18 protein-coding genes and 1 pseudogene are annotated in these 14,652 nt (G+C 72.7%); 6 read left to right on the top strand and 13 right to left on the bottom strand.

All coding sequences use genetic code 11. The features are described 5' to 3' along the window. Positions 1-268: 268 nt before the first annotated feature. The 3 genes and pseudogenes from DBP14_RS04270 (at position 269) to DBP14_RS04280 (ending at position 3,191) form a co-directional block, all read left to right on the top strand. A complete protein-coding gene (locus tag DBP14_RS04270) occupies positions 269-2,068 on the top strand; it encodes a thiamine pyrophosphate-requiring protein (RefSeq protein WP_129305710.1) in 1,800 nt (599 codons plus the stop codon). Between the two features lie 168 nt (positions 2,069-2,236). Then, positions 2,237-2,646: pseudogene (locus DBP14_RS04275) on the top strand (DUF2795 domain-containing protein). A gap of 2 nt (positions 2,647-2,648) precedes the next feature. Continuing rightward, entirely contained in the window at positions 2,649-3,191 is a 543-nt protein-coding gene (locus DBP14_RS04280; RefSeq protein WP_129305711.1) for a type 1 glutamine amidotransferase domain-containing protein, read from the top strand. A 96-nt stretch (positions 3,192-3,287) separates the two neighbouring features. Here the strand turns inward: DBP14_RS04280 and DBP14_RS04285 are convergent, their stop codons facing one another. The 3 genes from DBP14_RS04285 to DBP14_RS04295 all read right to left on the bottom strand — a co-directional run bounded on the left by DBP14_RS04285 (position 3,288) and on the right by DBP14_RS04295 (position 6,283). After that, entirely contained in the window at positions 3,288-3,536 is a 249-nt protein-coding gene (locus DBP14_RS04285) for a DUF6158 family protein (RefSeq protein ID WP_129305712.1), read from the bottom strand. 172 nt (positions 3,537-3,708) lie between these two features. Next, the gene (locus DBP14_RS04290; RefSeq protein WP_129305713.1) at positions 3,709-5,328 is read right to left on the bottom strand and encodes an ATP-binding cassette domain-containing protein; all 1,620 of its coding nucleotides are present in this window, start codon (positions 5,326-5,328) and stop codon (positions 3,709-3,711) included. A 298-nt stretch (positions 5,329-5,626) separates the two neighbouring features. Next, entirely contained in the window at positions 5,627-6,283 is a 657-nt protein-coding gene (locus DBP14_RS04295) for a histidine phosphatase family protein (protein WP_129305714.1), read from the bottom strand. A 113-nt stretch (positions 6,284-6,396) separates the two neighbouring features. Between DBP14_RS04295 and DBP14_RS04300 the strand changes: the two genes are divergently transcribed. From DBP14_RS04300 to DBP14_RS04310, 3 genes are all read left to right on the top strand, one after another. Beyond that, positions 6,397-7,884 carry a bifunctional phosphatase PAP2/diacylglycerol kinase family protein gene (locus DBP14_RS04300; RefSeq protein ID WP_129305715.1) on the top strand — a complete coding sequence of 496 codons (1,488 nt, stop codon included), beginning with the start codon at positions 6,397-6,399 and terminating at the stop codon, positions 7,882-7,884. A 154-nt stretch (positions 7,885-8,038) separates the two neighbouring features. Further along, a complete protein-coding gene (locus tag DBP14_RS04305; RefSeq protein ID WP_129305716.1) occupies positions 8,039-8,854 on the top strand; it encodes a class I SAM-dependent methyltransferase in 816 nt (271 codons plus the stop codon). An 83-nt stretch (positions 8,855-8,937) separates the two neighbouring features. Next, positions 8,938-9,114: a hydrophobic protein gene (locus DBP14_RS04310; RefSeq protein WP_129305717.1), complete on the top strand. Its 177-nt coding sequence runs from the start codon at positions 8,938-8,940 to the stop codon at positions 9,112-9,114. A gap of 55 nt (positions 9,115-9,169) precedes the next feature. Here the strand turns inward: DBP14_RS04310 and DBP14_RS04315 are convergent, their stop codons facing one another. From DBP14_RS04315 to DBP14_RS04360, 10 genes are all read right to left on the bottom strand, one after another. Beyond that, positions 9,170-9,451 (bottom strand): gas vesicle protein K, encoded by a 282-nt coding sequence (locus DBP14_RS04315; protein ID WP_129305718.1) that lies wholly within the window; start codon positions 9,449-9,451, stop codon positions 9,170-9,172. Then, the gene (locus tag DBP14_RS04320) at positions 9,448-9,666 is read right to left on the bottom strand and encodes a gas vesicle protein (RefSeq protein ID WP_129305719.1); all 219 of its coding nucleotides are present in this window, start codon (positions 9,664-9,666) and stop codon (positions 9,448-9,450) included. Before DBP14_RS04320 ends, DBP14_RS04315 begins: the two co-directional genes overlap by 4 nt. Beyond that, positions 9,663-10,421, bottom strand: a complete 759-nt coding sequence (locus DBP14_RS04325; RefSeq protein ID WP_129305720.1) for a GvpL/GvpF family gas vesicle protein — start codon at positions 10,419-10,421, stop codon at positions 9,663-9,665. The genes DBP14_RS04320 and DBP14_RS04325 overlap by 4 nt, the downstream gene beginning before the upstream one ends. Continuing rightward, positions 10,418-10,795 (bottom strand): gas vesicle protein, encoded by a 378-nt coding sequence (locus DBP14_RS04330; protein WP_241740796.1) that lies wholly within the window; start codon positions 10,793-10,795, stop codon positions 10,418-10,420. The genes DBP14_RS04325 and DBP14_RS04330 overlap by 4 nt, the downstream gene beginning before the upstream one ends. After that, positions 10,792-11,919 carry an SRPBCC family protein gene (locus DBP14_RS04335; RefSeq protein ID WP_129305721.1) on the bottom strand — a complete coding sequence of 376 codons (1,128 nt, stop codon included), beginning with the start codon at positions 11,917-11,919 and terminating at the stop codon, positions 10,792-10,794. Before DBP14_RS04335 ends, DBP14_RS04330 begins: the two co-directional genes overlap by 4 nt. Next, positions 11,916-12,629 carry a DNA primase gene (locus tag DBP14_RS04340; protein ID WP_129305722.1) on the bottom strand — a complete coding sequence of 238 codons (714 nt, stop codon included), beginning with the start codon at positions 12,627-12,629 and terminating at the stop codon, positions 11,916-11,918. The genes DBP14_RS04335 and DBP14_RS04340 overlap by 4 nt, the downstream gene beginning before the upstream one ends. Continuing rightward, positions 12,626-12,889: a gas vesicle protein GvpG gene (locus tag DBP14_RS04345; RefSeq protein WP_129305723.1), complete on the bottom strand. Its 264-nt coding sequence runs from the start codon at positions 12,887-12,889 to the stop codon at positions 12,626-12,628. The genes DBP14_RS04340 and DBP14_RS04345 overlap by 4 nt, the downstream gene beginning before the upstream one ends. Before the next feature lie 47 nt (positions 12,890-12,936). Continuing rightward, on the bottom strand, positions 12,937-13,707 hold the full coding sequence (locus DBP14_RS04350) for a GvpL/GvpF family gas vesicle protein (RefSeq protein WP_129305724.1): 771 nt from the start codon (positions 13,705-13,707) through the stop codon (positions 12,937-12,939). After that, complete coding sequence (locus tag DBP14_RS04355) at positions 13,704-14,126, bottom strand: gas vesicle structural protein GvpA (protein ID WP_129305725.1); 423 nt, start codon at positions 14,124-14,126, stop codon at positions 13,704-13,706. The genes DBP14_RS04350 and DBP14_RS04355 overlap by 4 nt, the downstream gene beginning before the upstream one ends. Before the next feature lie 70 nt (positions 14,127-14,196). Further along, on the bottom strand, positions 14,197-14,631 hold the full coding sequence (locus DBP14_RS04360; protein ID WP_129305726.1) for a gas vesicle protein: 435 nt from the start codon (positions 14,629-14,631) through the stop codon (positions 14,197-14,199). Positions 14,632-14,652: the final 21 nt, after the last annotated feature.

Here is a 14,652-nt window from a genome sequence, read left to right on the forward strand (position 1 = left end):
CGGTGCGGCCGTACGGCTGCCTGTACGGCCGTACGGCTGCCGTGGGGCACGGGGGCGTGCCCTCGCTGCCATCACAGCCCGCCGCGCGGCGCGCCGCGCGCGGCCGGACCCCATTCGCGGGACACGAACGGCCGAGCGGGTGACACCGGCCGCCGGCAGTCGGCGCGGCGGCCGGCGGGGGCGGGTCAGGTTTTTCCTCTCCCCCACCGGTGACTCGGTAGCCACTGACCGGATCGTCGTTCCCCGTACTGGACCGGGAGGTCCCTCCATGAGCACCAAGGTGTCCGACCACATTCTCGAGCGGCTGCGTGACTGGGGCGTGGAGCAGGTCTTCAGCTACCCCGGCGACGGCATCAACGGGCTGCTCGCCGCCTGGGGCCGGGCCGAGGACCAGCCGCGTTTCATCCAGGCCCGGCACGAGGAGATGGCCGCGTTCGAAGCGGTCGGCTACGCCAAGTTCAGCGGGCGGCTGGGCGTGTGCGTGGCCACCTCGGGGCCCGGCGCCGTGCACCTGCTCAACGGCCTGTACGACGCGAAGCTGGACCACGTTCCGGTGCTGGCCATCGTCGGCCAAACGAACCGGACCGCGATGGGCGGCTCCTACCAGCAGGAGATCGACCTGCACACGCTGTTCAAGGACGTCGCCTCCGACTTCCTGGAGACGGTGACCGTGCCGGAGCAGCTGCCGAACGTCATCGACCGGGCGATCCGGACCGCGTACGCCCGCCGGGCCCCCACCGCGATCATCGTGCCGGCGGACGTGCAGCAGCTGGACTACTCGCCCCCGACGCACGACTTCAAGATGGTGCCGTCCAGCCTCGGCATGTCCGACTACACGGCGACTCCGACGGACGAGGCGCTGCAGCGGGCGGCCGAGGTGCTGAACGCCGGTGACAAGCCGGCGATCCTGATCGGGCAGGGCGCGGCCGGGGCCGTGGCCGAGGTCCAGGAGATCGCCGAGCTGCTGGGCGCGGGCGTCGCCAAGGCGCTGCTCGGCAAGGATGTGCTGAGCGACGAACTGCCGTACGTCACCGGGCCGATCGGGCTGCTGGGCAGCCGACCGTCGTACGAGCTGATGCGGGACTGCGACACGCTGCTGACCATCGGTTCGTCGTTCCCGTACACGCAGTTCATGCCGGGGTTCGGCAAGGCGCGCGGGGTGCAGATCGACATCGACCCGCACATGGTCGGCATGCGGTATCCGTACGAGGTGAACCTGGTCGGTGACGCGAAGGCGACGCTGCGCCGGCTGATCCCGCTGCTGGAGCGGGACCGGGGCGGGCGCGAGTGGCGCGACACCGTGTGCGCGAACGTCGAGCGCTGGCACGAGACGATGGACCGGCGGGCCGGTCTCACGGCCGATCCGGTCAACCCGGAGTACGTGGCCCGCGCCCTGGACCCGCTGCTGCCGGACAACGCGATCCTCACCTCGGACTCGGGGTCGGTCGCCAATTGGTACGCGCGGCACATCACGATGCGGCCGGGCATGCGCGGTTCGCTGTCCGGGACGCTGGCGACGATGGGCCCGGGCGTGCCGTACGCCATCGGGGCGAAGTTCGCGCACCCGGACCGGCCGGTGATCGCGCTGGTCGGCGACGGGGCGATGCAGATGAACGGGCTCGCGGAGATGATCACGGCGGCGAAGTACCGGGACCGCTGGTCGGATTCGCGGCTCGTGGTGGGCGTGTGGAACAACCAGGACCTGAACCAGGTGACGTGGGAGATGCGCGCGATGGAGGGCGCCCCGCAGTTCCTTCCGTCGCAGTCGATCCCGGACGTGCAGTACGCGGCCTTCGCCCGGTCGCTGGGGCTGACCGGGATCCGGGTGGAGAAGCCGGAGGACGTCGAGTCGGCCTGGCGGGCGGCGCTGGACGCGGACGGGCCCGCGCTGGTCGAGTTCCTCACCGACCCCGCGGTGCCGCCGATCCCGCCGCACGCCTCCTGGGAGCAGATGGAGGCGACGGCCGCGTCGATCCTCAAGGGCGACGCCGACCGAGGATCCATGATCAGGCAGGGGCTGAAGGCCAAGGTGCAGGAGTTCCTGCCGGGCCGGGAGAAGGAGGAGTGACACGGCCGGGTTCCGGTCGCGTATCGGGTCGTCGTATCGGGGTGGCCGTAGTCGCCGTATCCGGGTCGCCGTATCCGGTGTCGGCCGGCGGGCCGCCGGGTACGCGGGGCGGACCCCGACCCCGACCCCGACCCTCGACCCTGACCTTCGATCCTCTGGAGGCATGACATGCAGCGAGGCAGTGACCGGCTGAACGTCCACCGGGATGACGAGATGAAGCACGAGCTGAAGGGCCTGCTCCGGTCCGGGCACCCGACCCGCGCCGAGGAGTGGCACGACCCCGAGCCGGCCGCCGACGACGACCCGGAGGTGTGGAGCGGGCCGGTGGGCGGTCTGGGCTCCCCGGCGTCGCTGGAGCGGGTACGGCTGGCCCTGGCCCGTGCCTGGGCCGGCACGCCTTCCCGGCCAAGGCGGGCGAGCTGGCCCGGGCGCTGCGCCGGGGCAACGCGCCCGGCGGGCTGATCGACGCGGTCGCCGCGCTGCCGCGCGGGCAGCACTACGGCACCGTCCACGAGCTGGCCGAGGCGCTGGTGGCCGGCGGCACGACCGGCGCGGAAGCCGGCGGGAAAGGGGAATGAGGATGCGGATCGCGTTTCTGGTGGCGCCCGAGGGCGTCGAGCAGGTCGAGCTGACCGAGCCGTGGAAGGCGGCGTCGGACGCCGGGCACGTGACGGTGCTGGTGTCGACGGACTCCGGTGAGGTGCAGGCCTTCGACCACTTGGACAAGGCGGACACGTTCCCCGTGGACGAGGTGGTGGGCGACACGTCCGCGGACTCGTTCGGGGGGCTGGTGCTGCCGGGCGGGGTGGCCAACCCCGACTTCCTGCGGATGGACGACAAGGCCGTCGCGTTCGTGAAGGGCTTCTTCGAGCGGGGCCGTCCCGTCGCCGCGATCTGCCACGCGCCGTGGACGCTGGTGGAGGCGGACGTCGTACGCGGCCGGGAGCTGACCTCGTGGCCCAGCCTGCGGACGGACATCCGCAACGCGGGCGGGACGTGGGTGGACGAGCAGGTGAAGATCTGCGACCACGGCCCCAACCTGCTGGTCACGAGCCGTAAGCCGGACGACCTCAAGGCGTTCTGCGACGCGTTCCTGCACGTGTTCGCCGGGGAGCCGGGCTGACGGAGCCGAGTCTCCCTCCGGAGCCGAGTCTCTCGTCGGGGCCGGCCCGCGTCGTGCGGGCCGGCCCCGACGCCGTGCGGCACACGAAGCGGTCGCTCAGGTACCGGGAGCCGCCGCCTCGCCGCAGCGGCGTTCGCGGGCGCCCTCACGGGTGCGGCCCGCACTGACCAGGCGGCGCGGGTTGCGGCGCAGGTACTCGCCCTCCAACTGCGCCATGCGCTCGTTGTGGGCCCGCAGCGCGTCGTTGGAGCCGTACAGGAGGGTGTCGTGGCGCGTGCGGTGGATCGTCTCCAGCTCTTTCATGAGCTGCTGGTCGTCCAGCCTGCTGGGGTCGACTCCGGTCATGGTGGTGCCCCGCTCGTCGTGTCCGTGTCCGTTCGGCGGTCCGGGTACCCGCCCGGCGTGCGCTGTCCCCGAGCGGATTCCGGGAGGGAGCCATGGAGCTGTTCGCGTTTCCTGAGTCCACTGTACGAACAACCGGGCGCGCGGGCCTCCGCATGCGCCGGCGCCTCGGCGCCTACCTGGCCCGCTCGACCCTGCGCTCGTCCCAGACGGGCTCGGGTGTCTCGCGGACGCGGCCGTCGCTGCCGAAGACCAGATAGCGGTCGAAGGAACGGGCGAACCAGCGGTCGTGGGTGACGGCGAGGACCGTGCCCTCGAAGGCCTCCAGCCCCTCCTGGAGGGCCTCGGCGGACTCCAGGTCGAGGTTGTCGGTGGGCTCGTCGAGGAGGAGCGCGGTGACGCCCTGGAGTTCCAGCAGCAGGATCTGGAAGCGGGCCTGCTGGCCGCCGGAGAGCCGGTCGAAGCTCTGCTCGGCCTGCTGGGTCAGCTCGTAGCGGCGCAGCCGGGACATGGCGGCGCCCCGGTCCTGGGCGTGCTCCTTCCACAGGATGTCCAGGAGGGTGCGGCCGGTCAGTTCGGGGTGGGCGTGGGTCTGCGCGAAGTGTCCGGGTACGACGCGCGCGCCGAGCTTCCACTGTCCGGTGTGTGCGACGTCCTCGCCGGCGAGGAGGCGCAGGAAGTGCGACTTGCCGGAGCCGTTGGAGCCGAGGACGGCGACCCGTTCGCCGTAGAACACCTCCAGGTCGAAGGGGTCCATCAGGCCGGTGAGCTCCAGCCGCTCGCAGGTGATGGCCCGGACGCCGGTCCGGCCGCCCTTGAGGCGCATGGTGATGTCCTGCTCGCGGGGCGGCTCCGGGGGCGGCCCGGCCTCCTCGAACTTGCGCAGGCGGGTCTGGGCGGCCGCATAGCGGGAGGCCATGTCGTGGCTGACGGCGGCCGCCTGACGCAGGGTCAGCACGAGCTTCTTCAGCTGGGCGTGCTTCTCGTCCCAGCGGCGGCGCAACTCCTCGAAGCGGGCGAAGCGTTCGCGGCGGGCCTCGTGGTAGGTGGCGAAGCCGCCGCCGTGCACCCAGGCGTCGGCGCCGGTGGGCGAGGGCTCGACGGAGACGATCTTCTCGGCGGCGCGGGCGAGGAGTTCGCGGTCGTGGGAGACGAACAGGACGGTCTTGCGGGTCTCCTTGAGCTGCTCCTCCAGCCATCGCTTGCCGGGCACGTCGAGGTAGTTGTCCGGCTCGTCGAGCAGCAGCACCTCGTCGGTGCCGCGCAGCAGGGCCTCCAGGACGAGGCGTTTCTGCTCGCCGCCGGAGAGGGTGCTGACCTGCCGCCACTGGGCGCGCTCGTAGGGCATGCCGAGGGCTGCGGTGGTGCACATGTCCCACAGGGTCTCGGCCTCGTAGCCGCGGGCTTCCGCCCAGTCGGCGAGGGCCTGCGCGTAGCGCATCTGGGCGGCTTCGTCGTCGACGGTCATGACGGCGTGCTCGGCGGCGTCGACGGCCTCGGCCGCCTGCCGGATGCGGGGCTGGGCGACCGACACGAGGAGGTCGCGCACCGTCGTCTCGTCGCGTACGGAGCCCACGAACTGGCGCATCACGCCGAGGCCGCCGCTGACGGTGACCGTGCCGCCGTGCGGTTTCAGCTCGCCGGAGATCAGCCGGAGCAGGGTGGTCTTGCCGGCGCCGTTGGGGCCGACGAGGGCGACGACTGCGCCTTCGCCGACCCGGAAGGACACGTCGCCCAGGAGGGCCCTCCCGTCGGGGAGGTAGTACTCCAGGTGCGCGGCTTCGAGGTGTCCCATGAGGAGCGATTGTGCGGGGCGCGCGGAGCGCGGGGCAAACCGATATCCGCGGGGCGCCTCCGGCGGGGTCGCCGTGGTGGCGCCGGCGGCGGGCCCGGGCGCGCGGCCGGCGCACTCCGCCGCTCGGACCTCCCGCGGCCTGGGCGAGTTTCGCTCACCGGCGCTGTGCGGGTGCCGCTGCGCCCACCCGTGCCGCCCCTAGCGGCACGCATGCCCGCAGCTGGGTGCGGCTGGGAGGGGCGCTCGGCCGGGGGCGGCCGGGCGGGCAGCTCGGGCGGGGGCCGGCTGGGTTGGACGCTCAGTTCGGTGGGGTCACGGGCTCTCCTGTTGGGCCGGTTTTGCCGGAGGGCAGGATTGTGGCGCCTGCCCAGGTCAGGGCCTTGAAGCCGGTGGTCGGGGTGCCGTCGAGGGTGACGACGCCGGTGTTCTCCAGGGGGCGGGCGGCGGCGTAGGAGACGTCGATGTTGGCGGCGCGGGCGGCGGTCCACACGCGGATCGCGGCGCCGTGGCTGACCATGACCACCGTGCCCGCGCCGCTGCCGGCGGCCTCGGCGACGACCTGGTCGAAGCGGGCCAGCGCCTCCTCGCCCCTCTCCCCGCCGGGCATGCGCAGTGCGGTGTCCCCGGCCGCCCACGCGAACACGGTGCGCATGTACAGCTCGCCCTGCGCGGAGTGGCCGGGCGCCATCTCCAGGTCGCCGGCCGACAGCTCGCGGAGGCCGTCGCGGACGAGGACCTCCAGGCCGCGCGCCTGGGCCAGCGGGGCGGCGGTCAGCCGGGTGCGGGTCAGCGTGGAGGCGTAGACGGCGTCGACGTCCTCGCCGGCGAGGACGGCGGCCAGCGCGGCGGCCTGCCGTGTGCCCAGCGGGGTGAGGCCGGGCCCCGGTACGGCCGTGTCCAGCAGGAACTCCACGTTGGACGGGGTCTGACCGTGGCGGACGAGGAGCAGGCGCATCCGGGGTTCCTCCCTCGCCGGCGGGCGCGCGGCCCGGGGGCGCGGCGCGCGGGGCCCACACCTTCGGCGCACGAAGAGCACAACAAACGGCCGCTTCAGGGTAACCGCACCCCATGACCCCAGACGTCGACCTGACCGTCCCGGCGACCGGCCGGCACGCCCTGCGCGAGCGGCTGCTCGCCCTGGACTCCCGGCTGTTCGAGGTGGCCGCGCGCCGGCACTGGCCGGCCGCCGAACGGGTGCTGCCCCGGCTGAGCCGCAGCGCGAACCACGGAGTGCTCTGGTTCGCGACGGCGGCCGCGCTGGCCGCGACCCGTACCCCGCGCGCCCGCCGGGCGGCCGTCCGGGGCGTGGCCTCGCTGACCCTGGCCTCGCTCACCATCAACACCCTCGGCAAGCGCTCGGTGCGCCGGGCGCGTCCGGCGCTGGACGCGGTGCCGCTGGTGCGGCAGCTGAAACGGCAGCCGATCACCACGTCGTTCCCGTCCGGCCACGCCGCCTCCGCCGCCGCGTTCGCGACCGGTGTGGCCCTGGAGTCCCCGGCGTGGGGCGCGGCCGTCGCGCCGCTGGCGCTGTCGGTGGCGGCCTCCCGGGTGTACACGGGCGTGCACTTCCCGAGCGACGTGCTGGCGGGTGCGGCCCTGGGCGCGGGCGCCGCGTTCGCGGTACGGCGGCTGGTGCCGACCCGTGCCGGTGCCCGGCCGCCCGCCCGGCCGCGCGCCCACGCCCCGGCGCTGCGGGACGGCGAAGGTCTCATAGTGGTGGCGAACCAGGCGTCGGGCACGGCGGAGCGGGTGCGGGCGCTGCGCGTGGCGCTGCCGGCCGCCGAGATCGGCGAGTGCGCGCCGGACCACATCGGGGAGGAACTGCGCAAGGCGGCGGCCCGCGCCCGGGTGCTCGGGGTGTGCGGCGGCGACGGCACGGTGAACGCGGCGGCGGCACTCGCCCTGCGCCACGACCTGCCGCTCGCGGTGCTGCCGGGCGGCACCCTCAACCACTTCGCCTACGACCTGGGGGTGGAGGACGAGCGGGACTTCGCGTGGGCCGTCCGGCACGGCGAGGCGGTGCGGGTGGACGTCGGCCGGTTCACCGCCGGCGACACGCGGGGCGTGTTCCTGAACACGCTGAGCCTGGGCGTCTATCCGGAGCTGGTGCGCGAGCGGGAGCGCTGGTCGGGCCGGATCGGCGGCTGGCCGGCCGGGCTGCTCGGCGCCTTCCGGGTGCTGCGCGCGGACCGGCATCCGATGCGCGTGGAGGCCGGCGGTGAACAGCGGCCGCTGTGGCTGCTGTTCGTCGGCAACGGCGTCTACCACCGGATGGGTCTCACCCCTGGCCGTCGTACGGATCTGGCCGACGGCCTGCTGGACGTGCGCGTGGTGCACGGCAGCCGCCGCCCGGCGCTGCGGCTGCTCGCCGCCGCGGCGGCCGGCCCGCTCACCCGCTCCCCCGCCCACGCGGCCGTCCAGGTGACCCGGCTCCGGCTGACCGGCGTCGAGCCCGGCACCCCGCTGGCGTACGACGGCGAGGTGGAGCCGGTGTCGGGCGAGGTGACGGTGGAGAAGCTGCCGGAGGCGCTGACGGTCTACCGCCCCCTGCACTGACGGCGGTCGACGCGGGCGACACTGGAATTGACTATCCATCAGTCCACATATCAATACGTGGTTCTCATCATGCGGTCGGCGCGCGTACCGTTCCGAGCATCGGGAGCCGGGCCGGAAGGCCCGGTGGCCGGTCCTACGAGAAGGGGGCACAGCCATGCCGGAAGCGCGGGAGACGGCCGTCTACACGCACGGGCACCACGAGTCGGTCCTGCGGTCGCACACCTGGCGTACGGCCGCCAACTCCGCGGCGTACCTGCTCGGTTCGGTCAAGCCCCACATGCGGATCCTGGACATCGGCTGCGGCCCCGGCACCATCACCGCCGACCTGGCGGAACTGGTCCCGGACGGCCACGTCACCGGCCTCGACCACGCGCCGGGCATCCTGGATCGGGCCCGGGCCACCGCCGAGGAGCGGGGCCTGACGAACGTCGACTTCACGGCCGGCGACGTGCACGCCCTGGTCTACCCCGACGACACGTTCTGCGTGGTCCACGCCCACCAGGTGCTCCAGCACGTGGGCGACCCGGTGCGGGCGCTGCGCGAGATGCGCCGGGTGACGAGACCCGGCGGGTTCGTCGCCGTGCGTGACGCGGACTACTCGGCGATGACCTGGTATCCGGCGGTGGCCGGCCTGGACGACTGGCTGGACCTGTATCTGCGGGTCGCCCGGGCCAACGGGGGCGAGCCGGACGCGGGGCGCCGGCTGCGGTCCTGGGCCCTGGCCGCCGGGTTCACGGACGTCACGGCCACCTCCGGCACCTGGACGTTCGCCACGGCCGAGGAGCGCGCGTGGTGGAGCGGGCTGTGGGCGGACCGCACCCTCGCCTCGGCCTATGCCGAACGGGCCACCGGGGGCGAGCACGCGACGGCCGAGCGGCTGCGCGAGATCTCGGCCGCCTGGCGGGAGTGGGGACGGCGCGAGGACGGCTGGTTCGCGGTCCTGCACGGGGAGATCCTGTGCCGTAAATGAGAACCGGAAACGCCCGAAATGAGTGCCGGGGACGCGCCTGAGCCGCGTGTTCCGGGAAACCCGGGCGGCAGGAGGTTCACGTCATGGTTCCCATCCTGCTCGTCCTGCTTCTGATACTGATCCTCTTCGGTCTCGGATTCGTGGTGAAGATCCTCTGGTGGATCGCCCTGGTGGTGCTCGCCTTCTGGGTGGTCGGATTCCTGCTGCGCAGCGCGAACAGTGCCGCCGGCCGCGGCCGGAGCCGCTGGTACCGGTGGTGAGCCGGGGTCACGCGCGGGTCCAGGCTCGCGGTCAGGCCCGGGGCTGCACTCGCGGTCAGGCGCGGGGCAGCAGGGGTCCGAGCGGCCCGAGGTCCAGGTTCAGGTCCTCGGGCCGCAGGCCGTAACGGTCGCGCAGCTCGGCCATCCGCTCCTCCAGCAGCATCAGGGTGAGCCCGATCCGTTCCTCCTGCTCCTCGGTCAGCTCCCCCGTGTCGAAGCGGCGCATCGCCTGCCGTTCCATGAGCTGGCGCAGCAGTTCCACCACGGTGAGGACGAGTTTCACCAGGTCCCGCTCGACGGTGTCGGGTTCCAGGTCGAGCCGTTTGCGGGCGCTCATGCGGACTCCTCGGCGGGGGGACGGGCCGGCGCGGGCAGCTCGAAGGGTGAGGGCACCTGCTCGTTCACCGAGCTGATCAGCGCGTTGAGGTCGATCCGGACGAGGTCGACGTCCGCGATCCGCAGGGTGATGTCGCCGGTGATGACGACCCCGCCGGCCAGCAGCCGGTCGAGCAGGTCGACGAGGGCGATCTCGCGGCGTTCGACGACGGTCACGGCTCCTCCCCCGTGAACGAGTAGGCCGCCCAGGGACCGGTGAGTTCCACCCGTATTCCGGGGGTCTCGTCCTTCGTACGGTCCACCAGTTCCACGAATTCCTCGGAATCCTCGCGGGACACGAGATAGGCGGCGTTGAGCACGTTCTGGCCGGCCGCTCCGGACAGCGCGGAGTTCTGCGACGGGTGCAGCCGGGAATCCTCGGCGTGCGCGGAGAGCCGCGCGTGGAGGGCCTGAGCGAACGTCCCGGCCCGCCGCCATGTCTCCTCGTGCGCGTGGCTGCTCTGCCGCCGCCGGCGCAGATAGTCCCGGCCGCTCGCGGGCTGTGCCGCGGCGGACGTGACGGCCTCGGCGGGCTCGGGCTCGACGTACACCTTCACGCCCCACTCGACACGGCCGGTCAGCCGGTCCAGGGCGCGCCGGAAGTCGTCCTCGCGGGCCTCGATCATCGTGCGTACGCCGCTGTCGTCACGGAAGACGGTGGCGAGCCGGAGCGGCAGCGGGGTGGTGACGGTGGTGAGCGCGGCGATCACGCCCTGGTGGGCGCGGGCGGTCGCGGCCAGCCAGTCCAGGTCCTCCAGCCGCTCCCGCAGGGCCTCCTCGGAGAAGTCGCCGTGCGGGACCGTGCTGACGACCGCGACCAGGCCGTGGTGGTTCAGCAGGGCCGGCGGGGCGCCCCCGATGCCCGTCAGCTGGGACTGCAGGGGGGCGCCGAAGGGGTGGCAGACGGCGTAGACGTACCGCAGTCCGGTCATGGTGCCTCCTCGGGCGCGCGGCGGGGTTCACTCCGCGTACGGCGGGGTTCACGGGCGGTGCCGCCCGGTTCGAGCTCCTCCAGGCGCGCCAGTCGCTCGCGCAGCTCGGCGTTCTCCCGGGCCAGCTCGTTCTGGCGGGCCCGGGAGGAGAGGGCCGGGTCGGTCTCCCACCAGTCGATGCCCATCTCCTTGGCCTTGTCGACCGACGCGACGACCAGCCGGAGCTTGACGGTGAGCAGTTCGATGTCGAGCAGGTTGATCCGGATGTCGCCGGCGATCACGACACCCTTGTCGAGCACGCGCTCCAGGATGTCGGCGAGGTTGGCCCCGCCGCCCTGTCCGTACGGCTCGGGAAACCGGCTGGGCATCGTCATCGACGGCTCCCGCCCTCGGTGTACTCGGGTTCTTCTTCGTCCTCGTACTCCTCGTCCGCGTCCTCGTACTCCTCCTCGTCCGCAGGCTCCCCGTCGTCCTCGGGCTCCTCCTCGTCCTCCTCGGCTTCCTCGTCCTCGGCGTCGTAACCCTCTTCGTCCTCGTCCTCGTCCACGGGCTCGTCGGACGCCTCGGGCTCCTCGGGTTCGCCGTTCTCCTCCGGCTCGCCGTTGTCCTCGGTCTCGGCGTTCTCCTCCTCGACGGCGTCCTCGTGGCTGCGGACCACCTCGCCGTCACGGATCTCGCCGCGCCAGCCGTCGTCCGCCTCGCCCTTCAGGGTGATGAAGCGGGCGTAGTGCTTCAGATCCAGCCTGGCCCTTCGGCCCTGGGCGCGCCACAGGTTGCCGGTCTTCTCGAAGAAGCCGCTCGGGTAGTACTCCATGACCAGCAGGACCCTGGTGAGGTCGTCGCCCAGGGCATGGAAGGTCACCACGCCCTTGGTGCTGCCCTTCGCGCCCTCGGAGGTCCACTGGATGCGCTGGTCGGGTATTTGCTCGGTGGTCTGCGCCTTCCAGCTGCGGCTGGACCACAGGACCTTCGCCTGCCAGTCGGAGTGGGTGTCGTCGGCGCGGTTCGCGCTCTTGACGCCCTTGGCGAAGGTGCTGAAGTCCTGGTACTGGGTCCACTGGTCGTAGGCGGTGCGCAGCGGCACCCCGACGTCCACGGACTCCATGATGACGGTGGGCTTGTTGCCCCCGCCCCCCTTGCGCTTGCCGCTGCCGCCGAGGTTCTTCACCGCACCCATGACGTTGTCCTTGACCCGCGAGGCGCCCAGCTCCAGTGCGGAGCGCAGTGGCCCCTTGCCCTCGGCGAGCTTGCGGCCGCCGTCCAGGGCCAGCTTGCCGAAGCCGGGGCTGTTCCCCTCGGCGATGTCGTTGAGCTTGACCGTGGTCTCGCCCAGTTTGCGGCCGACGCCGGTCAGCAGCCGCTCGGCCTGGGCGGTCAGGTAGTCCTGGGCCTCCTGCTTCAGGCGGTCGGCGGCCTCGCTGTGGGCGAGTGATGTCAGCGGGTTCTCCTGTGCGGCGCCGGAGGCCCGGCCGGCCGCGGATCCGAGGGTGTCGGTCATCGGTCGTCGCCGCCCTTCGGCAGCCGGTTACGGGCGCCCCGGGAGGCGCTGCCGGCCACGGCCGTCTTCTTGCCGGCGGTCCTGCGGGCCGTGCCGGTCTTCTTGGCCGCCGTCTTCTTGGCCGGGGCCTTCTTCGCGGCGGCCTTCCGTGCCCCGCCCTTCTCGGCGGCCGGCGCCTTCTTGGCGGGCGCCTTCTTCGCGGGCCTCTTCTCGCCGGTGCCGGACTTCCCGCGGGACGAGCGGCCCCGGGCCTCCCGGTCTTCGTCCCGGTCCCGGTCGTCGTCCCGATCCTGGTCGTCGTCCCGATCCTGGTCGTCCTCGTCCCGGACCTCGTCGTCCCGGACCTCGTCCTCCTCCCCATCGGAGCCAGAACCGGAGCCGGTGCCGGGCAGGGCCCCGGTGAGCTGTTCGCGGACCTCGCTGGTCCTGCCGTGCAGCCGGTCGGCGAGCGCGCTCATCTGGCGCTCGACCATGGCCCCGGAAGCGGCCTTGCCCGCGCCCCTGAGGTCCTCGCGCAGCTGGTCGCCGATCTCCTTGAACTGCGGGTTCTCCCGCAGCTGGCGGCCCGCCAGCTCCGCGACCGCCCGCGGGCTCAGGTTCAGCTTCTTGCCGGCCACCAGCGAGCCGACGGCCAGCGCCAGTTTCGCCTTCTTCGTACGTCCGAGGACGTATCCGGCCCCTATGGCGAGGCCGAGTCCCACTCGATTCATCGTGCCGTCCCGTTGCCTGTGGTGTCGCCGGAGCGCAGGGCGGTCTCCAGCCGGTCGAGCAGTTCGTCCTCTCGCCGGTCGAACTCCTCCTCGGTGATCTCGCCCGCCTCCAGCTGCTCTTCGAGGCGCGCGAGTTCGGCCCGCACGGTGGCGGGGTCGTAATAGATCCGTTCCGCTTCACGCAGCACCTGGCGGATCGCCCAGGCGCTGCCGCGCACCGGTGCGAACGGCAGCAGCAGCACCTCACCGATCAGTCCCACGGCCTACTCCTTCCGTCCGCACCCGTCGCGTGGTCGCGCCCGCCCGGTCAGGGGGCGCCGGTGTCCGCTCCGATCGTGGTGCCCGCGGGCTCGGCGGGGCCGGGCTCGACGAAGCTGTACGGCGGCAGCGGTCCGTTGACGCGCACGTCCAGGTGGGCATGGCTCTCGCGCACCTGCTGGACGGCGGCCACGAACTGCTCGGCGGTCTCCCGGGGGACCAGGAAGGACACGTTGAGCAGCCAGCCGGTGGACTCGGGGCCCACGCTCACGGCCGCCGCGGCCGGGGCCAGCCGGCGGTGGACCTCGGCGGCGTCCTCGGCCTCCTTGGCCTGGACGGCGGCCGCGACCATCTCGCCGAGCCTGATCTTGTCCTCGTAGCTGCCGCCGCCCGCGAGCCGGTTGGTCTCGGCGAGGGAGCGCAGCTCGGGGTTCTCGGCCATGACGATGTGCAGCACCGCGTCCTCGACGTGGGCGGCCTTGATGTTGTACTCGACCTTGCCGTCGAGCTGGCCGAGCCGCTCCCGGTAGTGCTCGGCGCGCTCGTCGAGGACCCCGGTGACCGCGTCGTCGTCGGGGGCGACACTGCCGAACCGCATGGGCAGCACGCAGCCGGCCACACCCGCCTCGGCGAGCACGTTCTGGTGGGCGAGCAGGTCCCTGCGCTTGGGCCGCAACCCCTCGGGGGCGTCGCTGACCACGGCGGCCAGCTCACCGGCCGTGAGGACCCGCACCTGGCGGGGCGGCTCCCCGACACCGGTCATGCCCTCGGGAAGCGCCGGGTGCGACCGGGCGGTGATCCCGTAGACGTACGTGCTCACTCCTGCTCCTCCTTCCGGCGGGCCGTGGACTTGCGGGCGCGCGGCCGGGACTCGGTCTCGCGCTCGCCACGGGCCTGCTTGAAGGCGTCGGACACGGTCTCCGCGGCTCCGGACAGCGCGCCCTTGGACTTGCCGCGGGCGCCGGACTCCGTGACCTCGCCGACGATCTCGGGCAGGCCGGGGCTCTTGTTCGGGCCGGACTCCAGGTCGAGGCGGTTGCACGCCTCGGCGAAGCGCAGATAGGTGTCGACGCTGGCCACGACGACCCGGACGTCGATCTTCAGGATCTCGATACCGACCAGGGAGACCCGCACGAACGCGTCGATCACGAGCCCCCTGTCCAGTACCAGTTCCAGGACGTCGTAGAGGCCGCTGCTGCCGCCTCCGCCGCCGGTCTGCTGTGCCGGTACTACAGTCATGCCGGCCGTGCCTCCTCGTCAGTGGTCGGTGCCACGCGATGCGCGTGGCCGCGGGACGCGGTCGGGCGGCCTAACGGCCGCCGGGCCTGCGCGCGTCGGCCCGAGCGCGCTCGTAACGGCGGACGCGCCGGTATCCGGTGAGCCGGCCGCGGGCGTCGAGGTCGAGCTGGTAGCTCGCCATGAGGCTCATCGTGTCCGGCACCCGGGCCAGTTCGAGGACCTCGACCTCCAGCGACCAGCCGTCCTCGCTGCGCTCGAACGCGGTCACGGACTCGGGGACGAGTCCGGTGAGTTCGGCGAGCTGGGCGCGCGCCTGACGAAGGATGTCGATCGGCGCCGGCTCCTGTTCGTCCGTCTCCCGCTCTGCACTGTCTGGACTGTTTGAACTGTCTGAACTGGTCTTGTTTTCTTGGGAGTTCCGGCTCTCGTGTGCATCACGAGAACTCTGAGTCTTCTGTGGTTTCTGTGAACTCTGTGACTGGGAAGTGCTTCTTGTGTTCGACATGGCCACCTCTCCCCTCGGGTG

Source organism: Streptomyces sp. L2 (assembly GCF_004124325.1).
Taxonomy (GTDB): domain Bacteria; phylum Actinomycetota; class Actinomycetes; order Streptomycetales; family Streptomycetaceae; genus Streptomyces.